This window comes from Flavobacterium beibuense F44-8, assembly GCF_000769915.1.
Classification (GTDB): domain Bacteria; phylum Bacteroidota; class Bacteroidia; order Flavobacteriales; family Flavobacteriaceae; genus Flavobacterium; species Flavobacterium beibuense.
Map to the genome: position 1 here is coordinate 66732 of NZ_JRLV01000003.1, position 25090 is coordinate 91821.

Annotated in this window: 27 protein-coding genes; 15 read left to right on the forward strand and 12 right to left on the reverse strand. The window is 36.6% G+C overall.

Annotated elements, in window-relative coordinates; all coding sequences use genetic code 11:
* Positions 1-85: 85 nt before the first annotated feature.
* On the forward strand, positions 86-1213 hold the full coding sequence (locus tag Q763_RS02410) for a cysteine desulfurase family protein (RefSeq protein WP_035130842.1): 1128 nt from the start codon (positions 86-88) through the stop codon (positions 1211-1213).
* Between the two features lie 135 nt (positions 1214-1348).
* Here the strand turns inward: Q763_RS02410 and Q763_RS17890 are convergent, their stop codons facing one another.
* The 5 genes from Q763_RS17890 to Q763_RS02430 all read right to left on the reverse strand — a co-directional run bounded on the left by Q763_RS17890 (position 1349) and on the right by Q763_RS02430 (position 6063).
* The gene (locus tag Q763_RS17890) at positions 1349-1525 is read right to left on the reverse strand and encodes a hypothetical protein (protein ID WP_198133432.1); all 177 of its coding nucleotides are present in this window, start codon (positions 1523-1525) and stop codon (positions 1349-1351) included.
* A gap of 109 nt (positions 1526-1634) precedes the next feature.
* Entirely contained in the window at positions 1635-2063 is a 429-nt protein-coding gene (locus tag Q763_RS18020; RefSeq protein ID WP_232297491.1) for a hypothetical protein, read from the reverse strand.
* The gene (locus Q763_RS02420) at positions 2060-2398 is read right to left on the reverse strand and encodes a PadR family transcriptional regulator (RefSeq protein WP_035130851.1); all 339 of its coding nucleotides are present in this window, start codon (positions 2396-2398) and stop codon (positions 2060-2062) included. Before Q763_RS02420 ends, Q763_RS18020 begins: the two co-directional genes overlap by 4 nt.
* Positions 2399-2498: 100 nt before the next feature.
* Complete coding sequence (locus Q763_RS02425; RefSeq protein WP_035130853.1) at positions 2499-4673, reverse strand: S9 family peptidase; 2175 nt, start codon at positions 4671-4673, stop codon at positions 2499-2501.
* 190 nt (positions 4674-4863) lie between these two features.
* On the reverse strand, positions 4864-6063 hold the full coding sequence (locus tag Q763_RS02430) for an aminotransferase class I/II-fold pyridoxal phosphate-dependent enzyme (protein WP_035130855.1): 1200 nt from the start codon (positions 6061-6063) through the stop codon (positions 4864-4866).
* Between the two features lie 165 nt (positions 6064-6228).
* Here Q763_RS02430 and Q763_RS02435 point away from each other — a divergent pair, with 165 nt between their 5' ends.
* Together Q763_RS02435 and Q763_RS02440 are read left to right on the forward strand one after the other, a co-directional pair.
* Entirely contained in the window at positions 6229-6687 is a 459-nt protein-coding gene (locus Q763_RS02435) for an Lrp/AsnC family transcriptional regulator (protein WP_035130857.1), read from the forward strand.
* A gap of 31 nt (positions 6688-6718) precedes the next feature.
* Positions 6719-8353, forward strand: a complete 1635-nt coding sequence (locus Q763_RS02440) for a carboxylesterase/lipase family protein (RefSeq protein ID WP_035130859.1) — start codon at positions 6719-6721, stop codon at positions 8351-8353.
* Between the two features lie 77 nt (positions 8354-8430).
* Here the strand turns inward: Q763_RS02440 and Q763_RS02445 are convergent, their stop codons facing one another.
* Positions 8431-9117, reverse strand: coding sequence for an OmpW/AlkL family protein (locus Q763_RS02445; RefSeq protein WP_035130861.1), 687 nt, complete (start codon positions 9115-9117; stop codon positions 8431-8433).
* A gap of 315 nt (positions 9118-9432) precedes the next feature.
* On the opposite strand from Q763_RS02445, the gene lpdA reads away from it, so the two are divergent.
* On the forward strand, positions 9433-10839 hold the full coding sequence (lpdA, locus tag Q763_RS02450) for a dihydrolipoyl dehydrogenase (RefSeq protein ID WP_035130862.1): 1407 nt from the start codon (positions 9433-9435) through the stop codon (positions 10837-10839).
* Positions 10840-11082: 243 nt separating this feature from the next.
* On the opposite strand, the gene Q763_RS02455 is transcribed toward lpdA, so the two are convergent.
* The gene (locus Q763_RS02455; RefSeq protein ID WP_035131274.1) at positions 11083-11505 is read right to left on the reverse strand and encodes a DUF4293 domain-containing protein; all 423 of its coding nucleotides are present in this window, start codon (positions 11503-11505) and stop codon (positions 11083-11085) included.
* A 199-nt stretch (positions 11506-11704) separates the two neighbouring features.
* On the opposite strand from Q763_RS02455, the gene rho reads away from it, so the two are divergent.
* Positions 11705-13492 (forward strand): transcription termination factor Rho, encoded by a 1788-nt coding sequence (rho, locus tag Q763_RS02460; RefSeq protein ID WP_035130864.1) that lies wholly within the window; start codon positions 11705-11707, stop codon positions 13490-13492.
* A gap of 50 nt (positions 13493-13542) precedes the next feature.
* On the opposite strand, the gene Q763_RS17895 is transcribed toward rho, so the two are convergent.
* The gene (locus tag Q763_RS17895) at positions 13543-13710 is read right to left on the reverse strand and encodes a hypothetical protein (protein WP_198133433.1); all 168 of its coding nucleotides are present in this window, start codon (positions 13708-13710) and stop codon (positions 13543-13545) included.
* Between the two features lie 172 nt (positions 13711-13882).
* Here Q763_RS17895 and pyrR point away from each other — a divergent pair, with 172 nt between their 5' ends.
* From pyrR to Q763_RS02505, 9 genes are all read left to right on the forward strand, one after another.
* A complete protein-coding gene (pyrR, locus tag Q763_RS02465) occupies positions 13883-14416 on the forward strand; it encodes a bifunctional pyr operon transcriptional regulator/uracil phosphoribosyltransferase PyrR (protein ID WP_035130865.1) in 534 nt (177 codons plus the stop codon).
* A 21-nt stretch (positions 14417-14437) separates the two neighbouring features.
* Complete coding sequence (locus Q763_RS02470; protein WP_035130867.1) at positions 14438-15367, forward strand: aspartate carbamoyltransferase catalytic subunit; 930 nt, start codon at positions 14438-14440, stop codon at positions 15365-15367.
* A 72-nt stretch (positions 15368-15439) separates the two neighbouring features.
* The gene (locus Q763_RS02475; protein WP_035130869.1) at positions 15440-15772 is read left to right on the forward strand and encodes a hypothetical protein; all 333 of its coding nucleotides are present in this window, start codon (positions 15440-15442) and stop codon (positions 15770-15772) included.
* 90 nt (positions 15773-15862) lie between these two features.
* The gene (locus Q763_RS02480; protein WP_035130871.1) at positions 15863-16768 is read left to right on the forward strand and encodes a ribonuclease Z; all 906 of its coding nucleotides are present in this window, start codon (positions 15863-15865) and stop codon (positions 16766-16768) included.
* 80 nt (positions 16769-16848) lie between these two features.
* Positions 16849-17493 carry a pyridoxamine 5'-phosphate oxidase gene (pdxH, locus tag Q763_RS02485; RefSeq protein ID WP_035130873.1) on the forward strand — a complete coding sequence of 215 codons (645 nt, stop codon included), beginning with the start codon at positions 16849-16851 and terminating at the stop codon, positions 17491-17493.
* An 83-nt stretch (positions 17494-17576) separates the two neighbouring features.
* On the forward strand, positions 17577-18101 hold the full coding sequence (locus tag Q763_RS02490; RefSeq protein WP_035130875.1) for a SixA phosphatase family protein: 525 nt from the start codon (positions 17577-17579) through the stop codon (positions 18099-18101).
* Positions 18064-20199, forward strand: coding sequence for a polyphosphate kinase 1 (ppk1, locus tag Q763_RS02495; RefSeq protein WP_035130877.1), 2136 nt, complete (start codon positions 18064-18066; stop codon positions 20197-20199). Before Q763_RS02490 ends, ppk1 begins: the two co-directional genes overlap by 38 nt.
* A 42-nt stretch (positions 20200-20241) precedes the next feature.
* On the forward strand, positions 20242-21132 hold the full coding sequence (locus Q763_RS02500; RefSeq protein WP_035130879.1) for a Ppx/GppA phosphatase family protein: 891 nt from the start codon (positions 20242-20244) through the stop codon (positions 21130-21132).
* A gap of 2 nt (positions 21133-21134) precedes the next feature.
* Entirely contained in the window at positions 21135-21656 is a 522-nt protein-coding gene (locus Q763_RS02505) for an O-acetyl-ADP-ribose deacetylase (protein ID WP_035130881.1), read from the forward strand.
* A gap of 156 nt (positions 21657-21812) precedes the next feature.
* Here Q763_RS02505 and Q763_RS02510 read toward each other — a convergent pair whose 3' ends face one another.
* From Q763_RS02510 to Q763_RS02520, 3 genes are read right to left on the reverse strand one after another with little or no spacing between them, the layout of a single operon-like run.
* Entirely contained in the window at positions 21813-22427 is a 615-nt protein-coding gene (locus tag Q763_RS02510) for a hypothetical protein (RefSeq protein WP_035130884.1), read from the reverse strand.
* 35 nt (positions 22428-22462) lie between these two features.
* Positions 22463-23227, reverse strand: a complete 765-nt coding sequence (locus Q763_RS02515; RefSeq protein ID WP_035131275.1) for a TIGR02757 family protein — start codon at positions 23225-23227, stop codon at positions 22463-22465.
* Positions 23228-23258: 31 nt separating this feature from the next.
* Positions 23259-23927 (reverse strand): ABC transporter ATP-binding protein, encoded by a 669-nt coding sequence (locus tag Q763_RS02520; protein ID WP_035130886.1) that lies wholly within the window; start codon positions 23925-23927, stop codon positions 23259-23261.
* A 142-nt stretch (positions 23928-24069) separates the two neighbouring features.
* On the opposite strand from Q763_RS02520, the gene msrA reads away from it, so the two are divergent.
* Positions 24070-24732 (forward strand): peptide-methionine (S)-S-oxide reductase MsrA, encoded by a 663-nt coding sequence (msrA, locus tag Q763_RS02525; RefSeq protein WP_197429466.1) that lies wholly within the window; start codon positions 24070-24072, stop codon positions 24730-24732.
* Between the two features lie 30 nt (positions 24733-24762).
* Here msrA and Q763_RS02530 read toward each other — a convergent pair whose 3' ends face one another.
* Positions 24763-25080: a DUF6787 family protein gene (locus tag Q763_RS02530; protein WP_035130888.1), complete on the reverse strand. Its 318-nt coding sequence runs from the start codon at positions 25078-25080 to the stop codon at positions 24763-24765.
* Positions 25081-25090 lie beyond the last annotated feature (10 nt).

Below are 25090 nucleotides of genomic sequence, written 5' to 3' on the forward strand. Positions count from 1 at the left end.
GTTTTTACCGAGTTGATAAAACGTTTTTATTAAGCTGTATATTATATATGGTACTTATAAATGCTTTTTAAGTAATTTTGCAGGTATGAAAAAAGCATACCTGGATAACGCATCTACCACAGCTATAAGACCTGAAGTAATTGATGAAATAACGGCTGTAATGTCACAAAACTTTGGAAACCCTTCTTCTACACACAGTTATGGCAGAGGAGCTAAAGTACTATTGGAAACAGCAAGAAAAACTATTGCATCCTTAATAGGGGCTGAAGCCAGAGAAATTATATTTACATCGGGGGGGACTGAGGCCGATAACTGGGTTATACGCAGTACTGTTAAGGATTTAGGAGTTAAACGTATAATAACCTCTAAAATAGAGCATCATGCTGTGTTGAATACGGTTAAGGTACTGAAAACCGAATTTGAAATAAATGTTGAGTATGTTAATGTTGCTCAAAACGGTGAGGTCGATTTAAATCAGCTTGAATCGCTTTTAGCTGATAAAATTCCTACACTGGTTAGCCTTATGCACGTTAATAATGAGACAGGTGTTGTACTTGATATTGATAAAGTAGGGAAAATGTGTAAAGAGTATGGAGCCTTTTTTCATTCAGATACAGTGCAATCCATAGGTAAAACAGAGTTTGATCTAAACAATACTCCGATTGATTTTATTGCTGCGAGTGCTCATAAATTTCATGGGCCAAAAGGAGTTGGCTTTGCTTTTGTAAGGAAGAATACTCCGCTGCATGCTATGATACATGGTGGCGAACAGGAAAAAGGTATGAGAGCCGGTACCGAAGCTATCCATCAAATAGTGGGTATGGCTAAAGCTCTGGAATTATCTTATAAACACTTACACGAAGAAAGAGATCAAATAGCAACATTAAAACAGTATTTACTTGAAAAACTTGATTCTGAATTTTCCGGTTACATTGTTAATGGCGAAGGAGCCGATTTGTTTTATAATCTGGTAAATGTGATGTTACCATTATCAGATGAAAAAACGGGGATGATTCTCTTCCATCTGGACATGAAAGGAATAGCGGTGTCAAGAGGAAGTGCCTGTCAAAGTGGTAGTGTAAAACCTTCGCATGTTTTAAAGGAAATGCTGAGTGACGAAGATGTTAAAAAGCCGTCGCTGCGTATTTCATTAAGTCACTACAATACTAAAGAAGATATTGATTTACTTATCGATGCTCTTAAAACAGTATAATATAAAAAATCCGCTAACGTTACCGTGAAGCGGATTTTTACTGCTAACTCAAATCTTACTTAAAAGTTTTTTCAAAGTTATCTGATCTTATTAAGCTGTCCAATACCCATAACTGGGTATTGTTTAACTTTTAAATTAAGCCTGAGTTTTATATTTGTTATAAAAATAAGCAGGCAGAAAGCCCAAGTTTAGAATTACAACACCACTGAATAAAAGAATACCTGCTGCGGGCCAGTGCATAATTTTAAACAATATTGCTGTACTGATTAAAAAACTGGCGATAAAGCCAAATACATAAATTGATTTTTTCATGATTAATGGTTTTTAGTTTATAATAATTTTTAAAAATGCATTTTAATAAAATGTATTTTAGTTAAAAAAATGAGGCAATATGCCTCTGTAGTTTTTACTATTGTCACTACTAAATATTCCTGGCAAAGCTTAGTTTGTATTTTTGATAGAAAAACAGCGGTAAAAAGCCAAAAATAAGGAAGAAGAATCCTACTACTAATGAAATACTTGCCCAAGGCCAATGCATAACTTTAAATAGTATACCAATACAAATAAATATTGCACTGACTAATCCTAAAGCCAAAACAATTTTTTCTCTTCTCATGTTTTTCCTAAAGGCGATAAGTAAATAGGTATCACGCTCTATGGCTCTCATTTCATTATAACCGCCAAAGTTCTTTATCGCTTCTTTATAAGCGGTATCAAAATCGTTATGTTCACTATTTTCGATAAGAGAACATATATGATCCAGTACGTCACTGTGAAGCTCTTCTGAAGTAAGTCCGTAAAACTTCAGGTTATCAGAGATATATTCTATTTGTTGTTCGCTTAGTATCATTTGGCAACTTCTTTTTCTTTAAAAATAATAGATAATGTACTGATAAAGTTATTTAGTTCGTCAGTAACCTGCTGTGCAGCTTTTATACCACTACTGGTTACCTGATAGTATTTGCGTACCCTTTTGCCAATATACATTTTCTCTGTTTCCAGTATACCTTCGGCTTCCAGTTTATGCAGGATAGGGTATAGTGCTCCTTCAGATATATCTATCTTTCCTCTGGTTATATCCTTTACAGTTTGTGTAATTTCATAACCATACATTTTACCCTTATCATGAAGTAGTTTCAGGATAATGGGCTGTAGTGTTCCTTTGGTGAGTTCTTTACTATACATAATACAAATATACATTTTAATTAAATGTATACAAACAAAATCTATTTTTTTTTGGTTTTATTATAAAAAGAAAGGAGCCCTATGGCTCCTTTATAATATCTTATTTTAAATGTGTGTCAAAATAATCGGCTATTTTGTGGTTCAGGTGAATCCTGTCCTTACCGCGAACATTGTGTTCATGAGTAGGGTATAGGAAGTAATCAACCTGTTTTCCTGCAGTGATACAGGCATTAATAAATTGCATGCTGTGTTGCTGTACAACCACATTATCCTGAGCACCGTGTATCATAAGTAATCTTCCGTTTAATTTAGAAGCTTTGTTTACAACGCTTGCTTTTTCATAACCTTCAGGATTTTCCTGTGGCATATCCATGTAGCGCTCACCATACATTACTTCATAATACTGCCAGTCGCAAACAGGACCTCCTGCAACACCTACTTTAAAGGTATCACCGTGATTAAGCATAAGGGAAGTAGACATGAATCCGCCAAAGCTCCATCCGTAAACCCCAATTTTATCCTGATTTACAAACGATTTTGATTTAAGGAACTCAACACCTTTCATTTGATCGGCCATTTCATTCTGACCAAGGTTTCTGTGAATTACATGTTCAAAATCACGCCCACGTGCATCACTACCTCTGTTATCCAGTGTAAATACAACATATCCCTGTTGTGCCATATAGTAGTCAAATAGTGAAGCACCACCTAACCAGTCGTTAGTTACTAACTGTGCATGAGGGCCACCATATACATAAACCATTACAGGGTATTGTTTGTTAGCATCAAAGTTACCTGGGTAAATAAGTCTTCCGTTAAGAGGAGTTTTACCATCGGCAGCGGTTATAGTAACCAGTTCCATTTTAGGTAGTTCGGTTACGCCTGTGTATGGGTTGTCTGATTTTAACAGAGATGTAGCTTTTTTAGAAGCTGTAGCAATAATGCTTACATCATTTGGAGTAGTAGTATTGCTAAAGCTGTCAAGTGCTAGAGATCCGTCACTGCTCACCATTACAGAGTGTGTACCCGAACCGTTAGTGATTTGTGTAGTTTTACCGGATTTAAGGTTTACCTGATATAATTGTCTGTCTAAACCATTGTTAGCAGTACCTACATAAAATACAGTTTTTCCTTTAGCATCAAAGTTTAAAAGTTCCATTACAACAACATCGTTATAACCAAGGTTTTTAATTAGCTTACCATCGGTGTTATAAACATAAAGTTGCTCGTAACCGTCTTTCTCCGTTCTGTAAAGGAATTTATCATTACTGTTAGGAAGGAATGTAAGGTTGTGAAGTGGTTCTACATAAGTAGAAGCCTGCTCTTCAAAAAGTGTATTTACAAGATTACCGGTAGCAGCTTCATAACGGTTAAGTTTTAAATGATTTTGCTCACGGTTAAGTACACCAACAAATACATATTTGTTGTCAGGACTCCATGTTACACAGGTTAAAAACTGCTCTTTAGGACCTTCGGTTTTAAGCGTGGTTTTAGTTTTAGAAGCAACATTGTAAACCACAAGAGTTACCTCTTCACTTTTCATACCTGCCATTGGATATCTTATATCATTTTCTTTTGCTATACGCTCGCCAAAGTTTACAAGCGGATAGTTTGCCACCATAGTTTCATCCTTACGGTAGTATAAAAGCATGTTGCTATCAGGAGACCACCACATACCTTTGTTAATACCAAATTCCTGACGGTGTACATAGTCGCTACCGTTTACAATACCTTTATCAGTATCGTTTGTAACGTTAGTATTGTTTCCGTTCTCATCGGTAATAACAATATTATTTTCGTTTAACCATGCAGCTTTGGTTCCGTTTGGAGCCATAGTTTGCTGTGCAGCATCTTTAGAGAAAGAAACGGCATGCTTAACCTCTTTTTTCTCTACATCAAAAAGTACAAGGTAAGTACCGTTTGTTCCTGTAGCTTCAAAAGATATAGTGTTTTTATCTTTCCATTCGTATCTGTAAGGGAATATCTGGAAGCTAAAATAATCAGAAGGGAATTTAGCTTTAAGAGCCGTTGTTAAGTCCTGTTTTGTTAGGAAAGTAGTTTCCTCCCAGTTAGACTCTTCACTTCTTGACATAAGTTTAGAGTAGGTATTGTCAAGGTAAGTAATGGTTTTTGTATCGGTTCTCCATTGTGGAGCAGTTAGGCTTTTAGGTGCGTAGGCCTGATATTGCCCATAGGTAGCCTGCTCTATGGTAAGGTTTTGTTGTGCTGTTGCAACCATTCCCGTTAAAAGGAACAGCAGTAAAAGTTTTTTCATGTTTTTATATTTTATGGCGAATTTAATTAAACTCAATCTTATTCAGAAATATAATAATGCTAATTAGTACTGTTTATTACTGATTAGTTACAAAAAAACTGATTTAATTGAGTTGCTTTTTTGTGATTTAATAAAAAAATCCGTTTCAGGAGAAACGGATTTTTTCAGTTGTTTATGTTTGAATACACACTTATAATATTCCAAGCTCCTGCATGCAGCTCTTCATCATATTATATGTTCTATTAATATCGTTATCAAGTCCTATTGAGAAACGAATAAGACCATCTGTTAATCCCATTTCAATCTGCTCCTCCATTGGTATTTCACTTGATGTAGAAGTACCCGGTGCACTGAATAAAGTTTTATAGAAACCTAAACTTACTGCAAGGTAGCCAAGGTTTTTGTGTTGCATAAGTTCCATAAGCTCGTTAGCCTTGTCAAGAGAACCAACATCAACAGTCATCATACCTCCAAAACCATATTCAGGGTTAATCATTTCTTTGTATAATTTGTGGCTAGGGTGGCTTTCAAGCCCAGGGTATACTACTTTTAATCCGTCTTGTTCGAAACGCTCAGCCAAATACGTAGCATTATGGCTGTGTTGTTTCATTCTTATGTGCAAAGTCCTTAAATTTTTAAGTATACTGGCTGCCCTAAGGCTGTCCATTGTAGGGCCTAAAAGCATGCTTGCACCATCGTTAACGTTGCGAAGCGCATCAATAAACTCCTGAGTACCGCAAACTACACCACCCACAGTGTCACTACTTCCGTTAATGAACTTAGTAAGACTGTGTATCACCACATCGGCACCCATTTTAGCAGGCGATACAGATAGTGGAGAGAATGTATTATCTACAACCAGTTTAAGATTATGTTTTTTAGCAATTTTAGCAAGGCTTTCAATATCAGCAACCTCAAGTAAAGGGTTACTTACTGTCTCACAGTAAAGAACTTTAGTGTTAGGGGTAATAGCTGCCTCTACCACATCAAGCTTAGTAATATCAACAAACGAAGTAGTGATATTAAGCTTAGGTAAAAAGTTTTTCATGAAAGCATAAGTACCGCCATATATAGTACGGCTAGATACTATGTGATCTCCGGCTCCGCAAAGTTGTAATAATACAGGCGTAATAGCTCCCATACCAGATGCTGCAACATTAGCAGTTTCTGTACCTTCCATAGCAGCAAGTGCCTGACCTAAATATAGGTTACTTGGTGATGAGTGACGGGAGTACAGGTAACATCCATCGGCATTTCCTTCAAATGTATCAAACATTGTTTTTGCAGAAAGGAATGTATAAGTAGATGAATCTGAAATAGAAGGGTTTACTCCTCCAAATTCACCAAAGTACTGTAAATCCTGTATATTATCGGCCGGATTGAATTTCATAAATGTGTTGTTTTTAATCGTTTATGTTTTCAAAGAGAATAAAAAACACCATAAAAATCAATGATAATCTATATATTTGGTTTTTGTTTCTACCAAATAGCTGTTGAGTAGATTTAAAATTTATAAAATAGTTTTTATTATAGTTTTTAACCGAAAATTTTTCACATGGCTTTTGATGCAACCGATAGGAAAATATTGATGCTGTTACAACAAGACAGTACACGAACCACTAAAGAACTTTCTTTAAAATTAAATCTATCTGTTACAGCGGTTTACGAACGCGTAAAAAAACTGGAGCGTGAGGGAGTTATTGATAGGTATGTAGCGGTGCTGAACCAAAAAAAGGTAAATAGGGGATTTGTAGTTTTTTGCCATTTAAAACTTACCCAACACGCTAAAGAATACCTTACTCATTTTGAGCAGGAAGTAGTTAGGCTGGACGAGGTGATTGAGTGTTATCACGTAAGTGGAGACTATGATTACATCCTTAAAATTTTTGTTGCCGATATGGAGGAATACCGTGAGTTTATGGTAACCAAGCTTACAACCTTAAAGCACATAGGTAGTACCCATAGTACCTTTATGATTAGTGAAGTGAAAAATACAAATGTCATAACTTTATAGTTATCTTTACGCTTAAACCGAATCTATTATTATGAAAAAATACTTCTTGCTGCTTTTTGGCAGCGTTATTTTTACGTCCTGTACTCAGGAAAAAAAACTAAACGATTTACAGGTACAAGTGGAGCAGGGTATCCTTGAAGGTGTAGCCCTGCCAAGCGGAATACACAGTTTTAAAGGGATACCTTTTGCTCAGCCACCTGTTGGCGAACTGCGATGGAAAGCACCACAGCCACCACAAAAATGGGAAGGTGTTTTAAAAGCCGATGCATTTAAGGATAATGCCATGCAAAAAGATGTTTTTGGCGATATGAAATTCAGATCGTCTGGCATGAGTGAAGATTGCCTTTATCTTAACGTTTGGGCTCCTGCCGATGCTAAGGATAAAAAACTACCTGTATTAGTGTATTTTTATGGCGGAGGTTTTGTTGCCGGAGACGGATCGGAGGGGAGATATGACGGAGAAACCCTTGCTAGAGAAGGTATCGTTACCGTAACGCTAAACTACAGGTTAGGGATATTTGGGTTCTTTTCACACCCTGAACTGACTAATGAATCGCCTAATAACGCATCGGGTAACTATGGTTTACTGGATCAGAATGCAGCTTTGGTTTGGGTTAAAAACAACATTGCTGCTTTTGGCGGAGATCCAAGTAAAATCACTATAGCGGGCGAGTCGGCCGGATCAATATCGGTATCGGCACAAATGGCGTCACCTTTATCAAGAGATTTAATAAGCGGAGCAATAGGAGAGAGTGGCGCCATGATAAATCCTACTCTTGATGCTGTTCCATTAAATGAGGCAGAACAAAACGGACTCGATTTTGCAAAACGTGTTAATGCACAAACACTGGTAGATTTGAGAAAAATGCCAGCCGATTCATTATTGGAAGAGGCTTCAAAATGGGGCGCTTTTAATACAAGAGCCACTGTAGACGGTTATTTTTTACCTGAGTTGCCATCGGCTACTTTTGCAGCAGGAGATCAGGCAAAAGTACCTTTGCTGGTGGGATGGACATCTGCAGAAATACCTTACATGGCTTTCATGCAGGGGCAATATCCTAATGCTGAAAATTATGCTGCGAGGGTAAAACAAATGTTTGGCGATAAGGCTGAGGAAGTTTTAAAATTGTATCCGGGGACTACGCAGGAGGAAGTAATACAATCGGCTACCGCATTAGCGAGTGACAATTTTATAGTTTTCAGTACATGGAAGTGGGCAGAGCTTCATAAAAATACAACCGGACAGCCAACGTATGTATATAAGTTTGCACAGCAACGCCCTCCGTTAAAGTCAGAACTCGGCAGTGTAAAAGAAGGTCTCGCCGGAGGAATAATTGAGGAAGACGGAGAAAAGAAAGAAAACCAAATGCCTGCAGCACTGCCGGGAGCATCTCATGCTTCTGATATTGAATACCTGTTAGGTAACCTCAATAACAATGAACTTTATAACTGGACTGAAGAGGATCGTAAAGTATCTCAAACCGGAGTGAAGTACCTGGCTAATTTTATAAAAACAGGTAATCCAAACGGAGAAACCCTACCACAATGGCCTGTTAGCAAAGCTAGTGAAACTATGAATGTACTTACTATCGGAGCGGAAACATCTGCCACACCAGAGCAACACAGGGACAGGTATTTGTTTCTTAATAGTTACTACGGATTTTAATAATAGAACATAAAAAATCAAAAAGGCTGTCACTTGTTTAAAGCGACAGCCTTTTTTACATCTATAAAAACTAAGAACTAAAATGTGTAGCCTATACCCACGCCTAATAAAAGTGGGTTAATATCTACATCGGCTGGTATGCTAAGCCCCGTCGCCAGGTTAGAACCGTCTACTGTTACATCGGTATTAAGGAATAGCTGTTTGGCATCGGCATTAATGTAAAATTTATCACTTATTTTGATATCAAAGCCCAGTTGTAGCGCAAAACCAACGCTGTTATCATAATCTACATCATGTACAGTATTACCCGGTTTTACATCATAAAAAATAGTATAGTTGATACCTGCTCCTACATAAGGTTTAAACATTCCGTCAAAAGTATAAAAGTGATACTGTACGGTAAGTGTAGGAGGTAACAGTCTTACACTACCCAAATCAACATCAGTACTGGTTGGACCGCCAATGGCAGAGATGTCAGATCCCGTTGTTTTCACATCATGCTTTGAAGTGCCTAAAATAAGTTCGGCAGCTATGTTTTTGGTAAAAAAGTAAGTAAAGTCCAGTTCAGGGATAAACGTACTGCTAATGTCTGCATCTCCGCCAATAACCCCTATATCTCCACTTTCGTTAGGTAATACGCCTACACCACGTACGCGAACCATCCATCGGTCAAAGTCGGCAGAATCATTATTGTTTTCCTGAGCAGTTGCAGTTGTGGCACAAAATAGTGAAGCTGCCATTGCTGCAAATAGTATTTTTTTCATGGTTTTGTGTTTTTAAATTATACACCAAAAGTAGGGTGTCTTACAGGGGAAAAAACTGACATAAATCATGGTTTTAAAATTACTTTATCTGCATACTATAAGGGGTGGGGTGAAGAGTGAGTTTTGTGGCTATAATGTGTTTTTAACACCTTTTTAAGCTTTTTTGTTTCAATTTTTATGATTTAAAGCCGGTGGTATCACAAATTAACATTGAGGATAGAAAATTAAAGTCATGTTTTTGACTTTTGTACTACCCAAAAGAAAAAACTTCGCTAAATTTGCCTTACAAAATTAAAACACACAAAAAGTTATATTATGAGTTCATTTGACGTAGTCGTTATAGGCTCTGGACCCGGCGGATATGTTGCCGCTATCCGTTGTGCACAACTAGGTTTTAACACAGCAATCATAGAAAAATATCCAACCCTTGGAGGTACTTGCCTTAATGTAGGTTGTATTCCGTCTAAAGCACTTCTTGATTCATCTCACCACTATCATGATGCAATCTCTCACTTTAAAGAGCATGGTATTGATATTCCGGGAGAGATAAAAGTAAACTTTGAGCAAATGATTGCCCGTAAGCAGGGTGTTGTAGATCAAAACGTAAGCGGAATTAAATACCTTATGGATAAAAACAAGATTACTGTTTTTGAAGGTGTTGGTTCATTTGAAGATGCTACTCATATTAAAGTAACTAAAAACGACGGTTCTGAAGAGACTATCGAAGCTAAAAACACTATTTTGGCTACAGGTTCTAAACCATCTTCATTACCATTCATTAAAATTGACAAGGAAAAAATAATCACTTCTACAGAAGCACTTAAACTTAAAGAAGTTCCTAAGCACCTTATCGTTATTGGTGGTGGTGTTATCGGTCTTGAGCTTGGTCAGGTGTACCTTCGTTTAGGTGCTCAGGTATCTGTAGTTGAATATCTTGACAGAATCATTCCGGGTATGGATGCAGGCTTATCTAAAGAGCTTACTAAAGTACTTAAAAAACAGGGAATGAAATTCTATACTTCTCACAAAGTAAAATCAGTAGAAAGAAACGGAGAAGGAGTGCAGGTTCAGGCAGAAAATGCTAAAGGAGAAACAATCACTCTTGATGGTGATTACTCATTAGTTTCTGTAGGTCGTCGTCCGTTTACAGATGGTCTTAATCTTGAAAAAGCAGGTATAAAAGTATCTGACAGAGGACAAATTGAAGTAAACGATCATTTACAAACTAACGTATCTAACATTTATGCTATTGGTGATGTTGTTCGTGGTGCTATGTTAGCACACAAAGCAGAGGAAGAAGGTGTATTTGTCGCTGAAACTCTTGCCGGACAAAAACCTCATATCGATTATAATCTAATTCCTGGTGTTGTATATACATGGCCAGAGGTTGCGGCTGTTGGTAAAACAGAAGAGCAACTAAAAGAAGAAGGCGTAAAATATAAGTCAGGAAGTTTCCCGTTCAAAGCATTAGGACGTTCCCGTGCAAGTATGGATACTGACGGGTTTGTGAAAATCCTTGCTGATGCAGAGACTGACGAAGTTCTTGGTGTTCACATGATTGGTGCTCGTGTTGCCGATCTTATCGCTGAGGCTGTAACTGCAATGGAGTTTAGAGCATCTGCAGAAGATATTTCAAGAATGTCTCACGCTCACCCAACGTATGCTGAAGCTGTTAAAGAAGCTGCTCTTGCTGCCACTGCTAACAGAGCATTACATGTATAATTAAGAAAATAATTCAATTATATATAGAAACCCCGCTTATAGCGGGGTTTTCTTTTTACTAGAAGTATTAATGCGAATAATAATTCCAATATTTGGTGTCGTTATTTTTAAAGACAACTTACAAGGTATAATAACTGTTATTGAAAATGCATGAGTGCTTAAAAAAGTAGGAGTGGGGTAAACAAAAAATCCCCGCTTTAAAAAAGCAGGGATTTAACGCACTAATAAACTAAGTTAAAAGGTTTATCTCAATCGGTCTACTGATTTTACGAGATCTTCGTCCTTTTTGATAGCCTTATTGGCAAGGCTTAAAAAAACGATAGAAACAATAGGAAGAAGCATCCCAATACCCTTCTCTGAAATGACAAGATCTTTGTCAGTCTCTCCGGATAAGTTTAGCGACCTGAAAATGAATAATCCTAATAAAATTAAATTTAATATTATATTAAGCCTGCCCATTACAAACTGGCTTTTTCTTTTCTTAAATGATACTATACTTACTAAAGATAACGTAGCGCTTAACCCAAATAGTACAATGTATCCTAAATTTTCCATAAACATGAATCCGTTACCGGAAGCAGTAGTCCATAAAGGGAAAACAAATGGCAAAACGCCGGCAGACACAAGGGCTATTAATAGGTATATGGTTTGTATTCTTTGTAACATTATCTCTTGTTTGCTGCACAAAAATATGGTTTCTTTTTTAAAAAATACTATTGCACAGTAAAAATAAATTCGTATTATTGCAAGACATAACCATAAGTGCTTCATTCTCCGAAGCATTAGATTTCAAATAAAAATTACACCCTTCACTTTTTATTTATTAAATTGAATACACTCTCAATAATTTAATTAACATTGATGCATGTTTGATATTTCCGAACTAAAAGAAATGAAGCTGACTGAGCTTCAGGAAATTGCTAAAAAAGCTAAAATCAGTAAATACAGAGGCTTAAAAAAAGACGAACTTGTTTACCAGATTTTAGATCACCAGGCTGCAAATCCAACCCAAATCAAAACTTTGTTTGATGAGTCGGGTGCGGCTAACGAAGCACTACCACAAGACAAAGCTGAAAAGCCTAAAAGGGCAAGGATAGCTAAAGAAAAACCTGCGACCCGAACTAAACCAGAAACGGGATCACAGGTAAAGGCTGAAAATAAGCCTGATGCAAAAGAGATAAAAACTCCTGAAGTTAAACCTGCAGAGCAGGAACAAAAGCCACAGGATAAGAATTTTGTAAAAAAGAAACCTGAGCCTAAAAATCAGCAGCGACCTGTAAAAGAACAGCCGGCAGCAGAGGTTAAAAATGATGCTCCTGCAAACAGTAATACACCTCAGGCTAAAGACGATAATAAAAAAAGGAATCCTACTCAGGATAACAGGCAGAAAAACCAAAAACCTGCCGACAATAAGCTTACCAAAGCTCAAATATCAGAGGAAGAGAGGCTCGCTCAAATTGAAAGGGCTAATGCCAACAATCCTAATCATCCAAGTTATAAAAAGAAACAAAATTTCAGAGAACCTGATTATGAGTTTGACGGAATTATTGAAAGTGAAGGTGTACTTGAGATGATGCCGGATGGCTACGGTTTCCTTCGTTCTTCTGATTATAATTACTTAGCATCTCCTGATGATATTTACTTATCCAATTCACAAATCCGTTTATTCGGTTTAAAAACAGGAGATACAGTTAAAGGTGTGGTTCGCCCGCCAAAAGAAGGAGAGAAATATTTCCCGCTTGTAAGGGTTTTAAAAATAAACGGGCACGATCCGCAGGTAGTAAGAGACAGGGTTTCTTTTGAGCACTTAACTCCGCTTTTCCCTGAAGAAAGATTTAACCTTGCTAATAAGCAAAGTACCATTTCTACTAGAATTATCGATTTGTTTTCACCTATAGGTAAAGGACAGCGTGGTATGATCGTTGCGCAGCCTAAAACGGGTAAAACAATGTTACTAAAAGATATAGCCAACTCTATCGCGGCTAACCATCCTGAAGTTTATCTTATAGTTTTACTTATTGATGAAAGACCTGAAGAGGTTACCGATATGCAGCGCAGTGTAAGGGGAGAGGTTATCGCTTCTACCTTTGATGAGCCTGCAGAACGCCACGTAAAAGTTGCCAACATAGTACTTGAAAAAGCAAAACGTTTGGTAGAGTGCGGTCACGATGTTGTGATACTGCTTGACTCTATTACGCGTTTGGCTAGGGCTTACAATACGGTACAGCCTGCATCAGGTAAAGTATTGAGTGGAGGTGTTGACGCTAATGCGCTTCAAAAACCAAAACGTTTCTTTGGTGCTGCCCGTAATATTGAAGGCGGAGGTTCTTTAAGTATTATTGCTACAGCACTTACTGATACCGGTTCTAAAATGGACGAGGTTATCTTTGAAGAGTTTAAAGGTACAGGTAACATGGAGCTTCAGCTTGATCGTAAAATTGCTAACAGACGTATATTCCCGGCTATCGATCTTACTTCGTCAAGTACGCGTAGGGATGATCTTCTTCTTGATGAGAAAACCATACAGCGTATGTGGATCATGAGGAAGTATCTGGCCGATATGAATCCTGTAGAGGCAATGGACTTTATAAACGACCGTTTCAAGAAAACAAGGAACAACGAAGAGTTTCTGCTATCCATGAACGATGATTAATATAAAAAAGCCCCTGTAACAGGGGCTTTTTTATTACTTGTTAGTGTAGGCTATTTTTTCATTTTAAAAATAAGCCAAACAATCAGTACCAGTACTGCTATTACAATAAAAACTCCCACACTCACACCTGCCTCAAATATATCGCCGGCCAGTTCGCATCCGGTTAGGGATACCAGCATAAGTAATAATAGGGCAGGTTTTAAAATACTCTTTTTCATAGCTTTTTGTTTTTTGGTTATTACTATAAAGTTAAAGCACTTAAAATCGTATTTCGTTAAAATTGAATTAATGTTGAAATGCCACTGGTAAATACTGAAATTAAATATGTGGTGTTATTTTTTCTAATTCTGTTTTTTCACTACTTTTACACTCCAAACTTAACACAGCACTATGAGCCATAAAATATTGCTAACTTCAAAAGAAGTCAATATCATCCTTAACCGTTTGGCCTGCCAGTTAATTGAAAAACATCTTGATTTTTCTGATACTATACTTATTGGATTACAGCCCAGAGGCCGTTATCTGGCAGAACGTATAAAACAGTTGCTGGAACAGGATTATAATGTGAAAGATGTACCACTTGGATTTTTGGATATTACATTTTTCAGGGATGATTTCCGTAGGTCAGATAAGCCGTTGGAGGCAAACAAAACCCAAATTGACTTTTTAGTAGAAAATAAAAAGGTAGTTTTTATTGACGATGTATTGTATACAGGCCGAAGTATAAGATCTGCATTAACAGCAATACAGTCGTTCGGAAGACCTTCTGAGATAGAATTACTGGTACTTATTGACCGTCGTTTTAGCAGACATTTACCTATACAGCCTGATTATAGAGGCCGTCAGGTAGATGCCATTAACAACGAAAAGGTAAAAGTAACCTGGCAACAGAACGAGGGAGAGGATAGTGTTTATTTAATTTAGGCGTAACAGCAACAGTAAGTAATGAAAGAATTAAGCGTTAATCATTTATTAGGAATAAAATATATCAACAAAGCTGATATTGACCTTATTTTTGAAACGGCCGACCATTTTAAAGAAGTAATAAACCGACCTATTAAAAAAGTCCCTTCGCTTAGGGATATTACCATAGCTAATATATTTTTTGAAAACAGTACGCGTACCAAGCTTTCTTTTGAGTTGGCACAAAAGCGTCTTTCGGCAGATGTGATAAGCTTTTCGGCTGCACAATCGTCTGTAAAGAAAGGGGAAACGCTTATTGATACTGTAAATAATATCCTCTCCATGAAGGTGGATATGGTGGTAATGAGGCACTCGCATCCCGGAGCAGCTCATTTCCTTTCACAAAATGTAAGCGCAAGTATAGTTAATGCCGGTGACGGTGCTCACGAACACCCAACACAAGGTTTACTGGATTCTTATACGATAAGGGAAAGACTTGGTGATGTAGGTGGTAAGAAAGTGGTTATTGTAGGTGATATTCTTCACTCAAGGGTAGCACTTTCCAATATTTTTGCATTACAGCTTCAGGGAGCCGAGGTTATGGTTTGCGGACCAAAAACATTAATCCCGAGATATGTTGAATCACTTGGTGTAAAAGTAGAGTCTAATTTGCGTAAAGCACTGGAGTGGTGTGATGTTGCTAATATGCTTAGGGTACAAAATGAACGTCTTGATGTAAACTATTTCCCGTCTACAAGGGAGTATAGTCAGCAATACGGTGTTGATAAGGAGTTACTTGATTCACTAAACAAAGAAATTGTGATAATGCACCCGGGACCTATAAACAGAGGAGTAGAGATTACCAGTGATGTTGCCGACTCACAACAGTCTGTTATATTAAATCAGGTAGAAAACGGTGTTGCCGTAAGGATGGCAGTTATTTATCTGTTAGCCTCTAAAATTAAGCAATAGGCATAAAATTATTTTAAAAACAGTATTTTTCATTTATCTGTTTGTAAATTAGCTATAACAGCACAATAACTTATGAAAGTAGACGAAAAAGGACATACCGTTACTTTAAAAGACACTCAGGGAGATATTAATGCTTTCAGAGAAAAAATTGAAAGTGAATACAATTCCTTTAAAAACCTAAACATCATACTTGATGTTACACAGGATACCGGGTTAGGATTAAATGATATTTTATCATTTTTATTACTATCCAACAAGCACAGAAAATCTAAAAAATCGTTTGTTATGGTAGTAAGCGATTTTGACTTTAATGAAGTTCCTGATGAGATGATTGTAGTACCTACAGTTTTAGAGGCACACGATATCATTGAAATGGAAGAGATAGAAAGAGATCTGGGCTTTTAATTTTAATTTATAAATACTGTTACTCTATGTAACAGCAAGCAAAAAGGCATTTATAATGACCCTGCTTTTTTGTTTTCAAAATTTAAGCAGATGAATCTCACCATACTTGGCTGTTATGCCGCTACTCCAAGAACATTAACTAATCCTACTTCACAGGTTTTAGAGATAAAAAACAGAATGTTTTTGATTGATTGTGGTGAAGGTACACAGGTACAGCTCAGGAAAAATAAAATCCGTTTCTCTAAAATCAATCATGTTTTTATATCACACCTGCACGGGGATCATGTTTACGGACTTATAGGTTTGATTTCTACCTTCTCATTATTGGGGAGAAAAAACGACCTCCATATTCACGGACCTAAAGGGATTAAGGAAATGATGTTGGTACAGTTAAAGCTATCGGCATCATGGACAACTTATAATCTTTACTTCCATGAGTTGGAAGGAAATGAATCTCAGATAGTCTTTGAAGATGATAAAGTAATAGTACGTACAATTCCTTTAAAGCACAGGGTATATACCAATGGTTATCTTTTTGAGGAAAAACCTGCCGAACGTAAACTGCATATTGGTAAAGTAGAGGATTATGGTATTGATACCTGCTATTATCAGAAGATAAAAAACGGAAGTGATATAACGCTTGAAGACGGAAGGATAGTACCTAATAGTGAATTGACTTTTGATCCGCCCGCGCCAAAAAGTTATGCTTTCTGTTCAGATACTTTGTATAGTGAAGATATATTACCGGTTATTAATAATGTAGATGTTTTGTATCATGAAAGTACTTTTTTAGATACAGAAGAATACTTGTGTGAAAAAACCATGCACAGTACCGCAAAACAGGCTGCAGCTATAGCTAAGAAAGCTAATGCTAAACACTTACTGTTAGGGCATTTCTCCACGCGTTACGATTCTATTGAGTTGTTTAAGGAAGAGGCACAAACTGTTTTTGAAAATGTTGAACTGGCAGATGACGGCAAGTTTTTTGAGTTCTGATTTTCATAAAAGTCAGACTTTATTATTTAAAAATTAAATAAATTTAAACTGTTTTTTACACAGCTTAAAAAGATATAAAAATGGAAGATTTAAGTAATTACAGACGTTCGTATGAAAAAGGTGAATTAACCGAACAGAATTTACCTGAAGATCCTATATCGCTTTTTAAAAAGTGGTTTCATGAAGTTGAAGACTTTGGTGCAGTTGCAGAGGTAAATGCCATGACGGTTTCTACTATTGGTAAAGACGGCTTTCCAAAAGCTAGGGTGGTATTGCTTAAACAGTTTACTTACGAAGGTTTTATATTTTATACCAATTACAATTCTGAAAAAGGAAAGGCTATAGAAGCTAATCCAAATGTATGTCTTTCATTCTTTTGGCATGAACTTGAACGTCAGGTTATTATAAAAGGTGTAGCAGAGAAGGTTTCCGAAAATATTTCTGATGGTTATTTTGAAAGCCGTCCGGAAGGAAGCAGGCTGGGGGCTATAGTATCGCCACAGAGTGAAGTTATTCCTTCTCGTGATTATCTTGAAAATAAACTGCACGACCTTGAAAACGAATATAAAGGAAAAGAAATTCCGCGTCCGAAAAATTGGGGCGGCTTTATTGTAAAACCTGTAGAGGTGGAATTTTGGCAGGGAAGACCCAACAGACTTCATGACAGGATTCGATATAAACTACAGGAAGACTTCAGTTGGTTGACAGACAGGCTTGCTCCGTAATAAAAAATTAACATATTCTTTGGATTTTATTAAGGTATTTTTTCTGATATTTAATATATAGATATTTTAAAAAATGCAGGCCCATGAAAAACTTAATATTAATCCGTCACGCAAAATCAAGCTGGGATGCCCCACTGATTGATAAGGACAGACCATTGTCTAAAAGAGGGATAGACGATGCGCATCTGGTTGCTTCTGCGGTTTCAGGATACTTACCAAAAACTTTTATGGTTTGGTCCAGTACAGCACAGCGCGCTAAAAATACAGCCTACATTTTTGCTGAGACTCTTTCAATACCCATAGAAAATATACTGTTTAAAGACGATCTTTATACTTTTGAGGTAAAGAAGCTTGAGAATATCATAAAAAGTTGTGATAACAAATATGATAACCTAATTCTTTTTGGACATAACGAGGCGATTACTAATTTTGTTAATATCTTTGGGAGCGTTACCTTAGATAAGGTACCTACTTCGGGCTTTGTTTCAATATCTTTTGAACAAGACGACTGGGGTGCAATACAAAAAGGTAAAACCCAAAAAACAGTTTTTCCAAGAGAGTTAAAAAAATATGATTCACCATCACACACCGGTAAACCGGTATATTGACAGGGAAAAAAGCTGGCTGGCCTTTAATGCGAGAGTATTACAGGAAGCCGCTGACGAAAAAGTCCCGTTACTAGACCGACTTAGATTTTTAGGTATATTTTCCAATAATTTAGACGAATTCTTTAGGGTTCGGTATGCTGCAGTTAGGCGATTAAGCTTAGCAGGGCAAACCGGAGAGAAGCTTCTTGGTGGTATATCCTCACAGCAGTTGCTTAAGGATATTACCGAGATTGTTATTGAACAACAGTCTGAAAGTTTAAGGATATTAAGCGTTATTGAACAGGAACTTCAGCAGGAGAACATTTATATTATCAACGAGACCGAAATTTCCAAGGAACAGGAAAATTTTATAAAAGATTTCTTTATCCAAAAGGTTAGTCCGGAGTTGGTGACTATTATTCTTAATGATCTAGACGAATTCCCGTTACTTAAAGATGCGGCAGGTTACCTAGCCGTTAAGCTTGTTATTAAGCCTAAGCAAATTAAAGGCCCGGACGGAACTTTAATTGATGATGATAGTAATAAGAAAAGGGAAGTGCGTTATGCGGTGGTAGAAATGCCTAAAACAGTAAACCGTTTTGTGGTATTACCTTCTAATAACGATAAGCACTATGTTATTTTGTTAGATGATGTTATCCGTTATAACCTTCACAATATCTTTAGTATTTTTAATTATGAGAGTGTATCTGCACACATGATTAAAATTACCCGTGATGCTCAGCTGGAAATAGACAGTGACCAGAGTAAGAGTTTGATGGAAAAAATTTCAAAAGGTGTAAAAGAAAGAAGGATTGGTGAACCGGTACGATTTGTATACGATCAGTCAATAGAGAAAGATACACTTAACTTTTTCCTTACCCGAATGGGTATTGATGCTACCGATAGTATTATTCCAGGTGGTCGTTACCACAACAGGAGAGATTATATGAGTTTCCCTAATTTGGGAAGGTATGATTTGCTTTACAAGCAAAATCCGCCATTGCCTATTCCGGGGTTAAGTCTTGACGGTAGTATTCTTAATAAAATTAAAGAAAAAGATTATCTGTTAAATGCTCCATACCAGTCGTTCTCTTATATCATTCGTTTTTTAAGGGAAGCAGCTTTGGACCCAAAAGTAATTTCGATAAAAATTACCCTTTACAGGCTTTCCAAAAACTCCCAGATTATCAGTTCTCTTATTAATGCAGCTAAAAACGGTAAAAAAGTTACTGTACAAATTGAGCTGCAGGCACGTTTTGATGAGGCAAGTAATATTTCCTATTCAGAACAGATGCAAAGGGAAGGTATCAACCTTATTTTTGGTGTAAAAGGACTTAAGGTACACAGTAAAATATGTGTGGTTGAGCGTGTTGAAAAAGGAAAAATAAAACGTTACGGATTTATCTCTACAGGTAACTTTAACGAGTCGACTGCTAAGATTTATACCGATGTAACTTTGTTTACCTATCATCAGCAAATATTAAAGGATGTAAACAAAATATTTGACTTTTTTGATGTAAATTACCGAATACATCGCTACAAGCATTTGTTTGTATCACCGCATTATACAAGGTCTAAGTTCTATAAACTGATAGACAGGGAGATACTTAATGCGATAGCCGGAAAAGAGGCCTATATCAAACTAAAAATGAATAGCCTTACCGACTATAAAATGATAGACAAATTGTATGAAGCCAGCAGGGAAGGAGTAAAAATACAGCTTGTTATAAGGGGTATTTGCTGTCTTATCCCGGGTGTGGAAGGCATGAGCGAGAATATAGAGGCCATAAGTATTGTAGATAATTACCTGGAACATTCAAGGGTTTATATTTTTGGGAATAACGGGCAGCCGGAAGTGTTTATCTCTTCTGCTGATTTTATGACCCGTAACCTTGATGAAAGGGTAGAAGTTACCTGTCCTGTTTATGATGAGGATATAAAGAAGGAGCTTATAGATACTTTTGAGATTGGCTGGAAAGGTAATGTAAAAGCAAGACTGCATTCTGAAAATCTTGAAAACAGGTACAGAAAACGTCCTGAAGAGAAAGTGTTTAGGGCACAGCTTGAAACCTATAACTATTACAGGGATAAACTGGAAGTGGTTTACGATAATTTTTAAATTATAAAGCTCAGGGCTTAGAGCCCGGAGTTCTTATTGCGAATGATTAACATAAAAAAATATGCAGCGATAGATATTGGATCAAATGCCATGAGGCTTTTGGTGTGCAATATTGTTGAGCAGGAAGGAAAAGCTCCACAATTCAATAAAAGTTCGTTAGTACGTGTTCCTATACGTTTAGGGCAGGATGCCTTTACGGTTGGCGAAATAAGTGACGATAATATAGAGCGCATGGTAGATGCCATGAAAGCCTATAAGTTACTTATGAAGGTGCATAAAGTTGAAAGGTATATGGCATGTGCCACATCGGCTATGCGGGAGGCTTTTAACGGTAATGAAGTGGCCGAACTGATTCATCAGGAAGCTGAAATTAAAATAGATATTATAGATGGTAAAAAGGAAGCTGCTATTATAGCATCGACCGATTTACATACTTTTATAAAACCCGATCAGACATACCTTTTTGTAGATGTTGGCGGAGGTAGTACCGAATTTTCTCTTTTTGATAATGGTAAGATCATAGCTTCAAAATCATTTAAAAACGGTACGGTGCGTTTACTTAATAATATGGTGAATGATTTGGTTTGGGTAGAAATAGAAAAATGGATTAAAACTGTAACCGAGCCGTTTGATAATGTTACCCTTATAGGGTCTGGCGGTAATATCAATAAGCTGTTTAAGCTATCGGGTAAAAAACAGGATTTACCATTATCCTATTTTTATATTAATTCGCAGTATCAGTTTCTTAATACGCTTACTTATGAGCAGCGCATTGCCGAATTAGGACTTAACCCAGACAGGGCAGACGTTATTATATATGCCACCCGTATATATCTTAATGCCATGAAGTGGAGTGGAGCACGTAATATTTATGTGCCTAAAATAGGCTTGTCAGACGGTATAGTAAAAGCAATGTATTACGGAAAAATCTAATCATGACTAAAATAGAGCTTATTAAAGGTGATATAACAAAAATCACTGCCGATGCTATTGTTAATGCAGCTAATTCTTCTTTGTTGGGTGGTGGTGGAGTTGATGGTGCCATACATAGAGCAGGAGGATCGGCAATACTGGATGCCTGTGTAGCTATAAGAAATAAACAGGGCAAGTGTAAAACAGGGGAGGCAGTTATTACAACAGCAGGTAATTTACCGGCTAATTATGTCATTCATACTGTGGGGCCGGTTTGGAATGGCGGTGCTAAAAAAGAAGAAGAGCTACTTAGAAATTGTTATATCAATAGTTTAGGTCTGGCGGTAGAACATAATGTAAAGACTATAGCTTTTCCTAATATTAGTACAGGTATTTATCACTATCCAAAAGATAGAGCAGCTGATGTAGCTATAGCTTCCGTAAAGGAATTTTTAGAAACCAATAATCAGACAATTGGTAAAGTAATATTTGTTTGTTTTGATGACGAAAATTATACTCTTTACAAATCAATTTTAGAACAATGAATTTGATAATGGAACTTGAAGTAAACGATTTTTCTTTTGGTCTTGGAATATGGCAGCTACTTTGTATACTGCTCCTGCTACTTTTTGTAGTAGGCATATTCTTTTTAGTGAGATACAATGCAAAAAAAACTTTACCTAAATAAAAATGAAAGGAGACTACCAGTCTCCTTTTATTTTGTCGATTATTTCATCCTGCCTGTGCTCATCAAGTCTTCTCAAATAATGTCCGTTAGGCTTTATTATAATATAATTCCCGTAAGAAGCTTCATAATTTGAAAATAGATTTTTAAGCAGATAATTATTTTTATCTTCTATAAATCCATCTAGTATATAACCTTTTTGTGAAACAAAAAAATGTACATAACCGTCATTCTTTTTAAAAAATCTTAAATAGGAACGGTTTTTAGTATATTTATTGAAGAAACCATTATAACTAGTATCGTCTTTTGAAGGTAATGAGAAAAAATCAATAACTACAGTCTGGCTATCTTTAATTTTTTGTCCGCTTAATAATTCAAGTTCTTTTATTAGCGATTTTCGTTCTTCCAGTGTAATTATATTTATCTCTTCTCTCAAAAATAAACTACCTAATACGGCAGTATCATTTTCAATGAGTTTATAAGCATATTTATGCTTAGGAACTTTTATGCTATCAATAAATGTTTGTTTATCAATAGGCTCTCCTTTGTGATTATAAAAATATACGTTTGGTTCCTGTGAATAGGAGTGAAAGCTGAAAAGCAGGCATAGTAATGCAGTAAGTAATCTCATATAGGTAAGGATTTGTTTGATACACTGCAATTTAACTAAAATCCTTCAAACACACCAAGCCCAAATAAAGCGAAGTCGTACTTTACAGGATCCTTAGGGTCTAACTGGCGTAATTGAGTATCCAGTTCTTTTAGAGCTTTAGCATCGTTTTGCTTTCGGTTAAGTAACCCCAGTTTACGCGCTACGTTACCCGAATGTACATCTAATGGGCAGGATAGGAGTGAAGGTGATATTTTGTTCCATATACCCAAATCCACCCCTGCATTATCGTTACGAACCATCCATCGTAAAAACATGTTGATTCTTTTTGCTGCCGAACCGTTTAAGGGATCTGATACATGTTTTTGAGTACGTGATTGATGGGTTATTTCAAAGAAAACTTTTTTAAACTCGCTTATACTTTGCTGCATTCCATCTGCATTTTGATGTTTAGCAAAAAGCATTTCAAGTCCGCCATGATTTTTATAAATATTCTGTAATGCCTGCATGAAAGTGGCTAAGTCTACCGAATTGAATGTACGGTGTACAAAGCCTTCCAGATTATCCAAATGGTCTTCATTATGATTCATAACAAACTCATACGGACTGTTACCCATTAAATCCATCATTTTGTTGGCACTGTTAATAATCATTTTACGATTACCCCAGGCAATGGTAGAGGCAAGGAATCCGGCAATTTCTATATCTTCTTTCAGGGTATATCGATGCGGAATCTGTATTGGGTCGGTATCAATAAAATCAGGATTGTTGTATAAAATTACTTTTTCATCAAGGAACGATTTAAGCTCCTCCACATTCATTTTTTCATTCATCACAGAGATCTCCATTATTCTAGTGTCCCGAAATTATCTGTCCGTCACTCATAACCAGTTTCCTGTCGGCCATATTAGCCAGTTCCTCATTATGGGTAACAATAACAAAAGTCTGTCCCATTTCATCCCTTAACTTAAAAAACAGGTTGTGTAGGTTTTCGGCAGAATGGGTGTCAAGATTCCCCGAAGGTTCATCGGCAAAAATAACGGCAGGTTTATTAATAAGTGCCCTTGCTACGGCAACACGTTGCTGTTCACCACCCGATAGTTCTCCCGGTTTGTGGTTTATTCGGTGTGAAAGGCCTAAATACTCAAGTAGTTTTTTAGCTTCTGCTTCTGTTTCTGCTTTTTGTTTCCCTGCTATAAACGCAGGTATACATACGTTTTCAAGAGCTGTAAATTCTGGAAATAACTGGTGAAACTGGAAAATAAAACCCAATTTAAGATTTCGGAACTTAGATAAGGCCTTGTCTTTCATATTCAGTACATCTTCACCGTCTATAAGTAGTGAAGTTCCCTTCTCTGATTTAGGTTTGTCAAGCGTTCCCAATATTTGCAGCAGGGTTGTTTTTCCGGCACCTGATGCTCCTACAATAGAAACGACTTCTCCTTTTTTAATATGCAAATCCACTCCTTTAAGTACATGAAGTGAATCGTAATATTTATGAATGTTTTTTGCCTGTATCATTAATTCGGGTTTTCACAAAGAAACAAACAATTTAAATAAAAATAAATCTTTTTTGGCACAATATTTCGTATGTAAATAGTGTAAAGTCTGTTTAAAAACAGATTGTAATAAAATGATTGTATAACTTTGAAAACTACATACAATGAAACGAATTATGATGCTAACACTGGCTGTTTTTACACTTTCCTGCCAGGGAAAGCCTGAGACAGCAGTAACAGATAACAATAAAGAAGAATTAAAGAAAGGAGATTTAAAACAAATGGATAACAGTAAGTTAGAGACTGCCATATTTGCAGGAGGCTGCTTTTGGTGTACTGAGGCATTTTTTACCGATTTAAAAGGGGTGGATAAAGTAGTTTCCGGTTATATAGGGGGGACTACAAAGAACCCAACTTACAAAGAGGTTTGCAGTGGTACAACAGGACATGCTGAGGCTATTAAAATTACGTATAACCCTGATGAAATTGCTTATGAGGATTTACTTGAGATCTTTTTTGCGACTCACGACCCTACTACGCTAAACAGGCAAGGGGCAGATATAGGTACGCAATACAGGAGTGAGGTGTTTTATACTACTCCTGAGCAGAAGATAAAAGCAGAGAACTTTATTAAGTTACTGGAAGATCAAAAAATATTTGATAAGAAGATAGTTACTAAGGTTAGTGAGGCTACAGAGTTTTATCCGGCAGAAGATTACCACCAGGATTATTATGCCTTAAATCCTAATCAGCCGTATTGTAAGGCAGTGATTGAACCTAAGCTTAGTAAGCTTAAAAAGAACTATAAATCAAAGCTCAAAGAATAATTAATATAATTGATAAAAAAAAGCTCCTAATCAGGAGCTTTTTTTATTTTTAAAGAGAAATCCCAGCCCCATGCCACGGAGCATTTTTTTCTCGAAGTTCCAAAAGAATTTAAACTGACCGGATACAAGTCCGAAAAACACCAGTAATACCTGATATACAGGGAAGATAATAAGTAGCCGAAGTGGTATATACAGCCAGGGAGACATAGCATCTTTAGAGATGCCTATCCATTCTATTACAGGTTTAGATAAATATGCCGATGTTGAGCCCGTTATGGCAAAAACAATGAATATTACTATGAGTTGGAAATTGCTGGTAATACCCCAGCGCTTTTTTAATTTTTCCATGAAAAGGGTT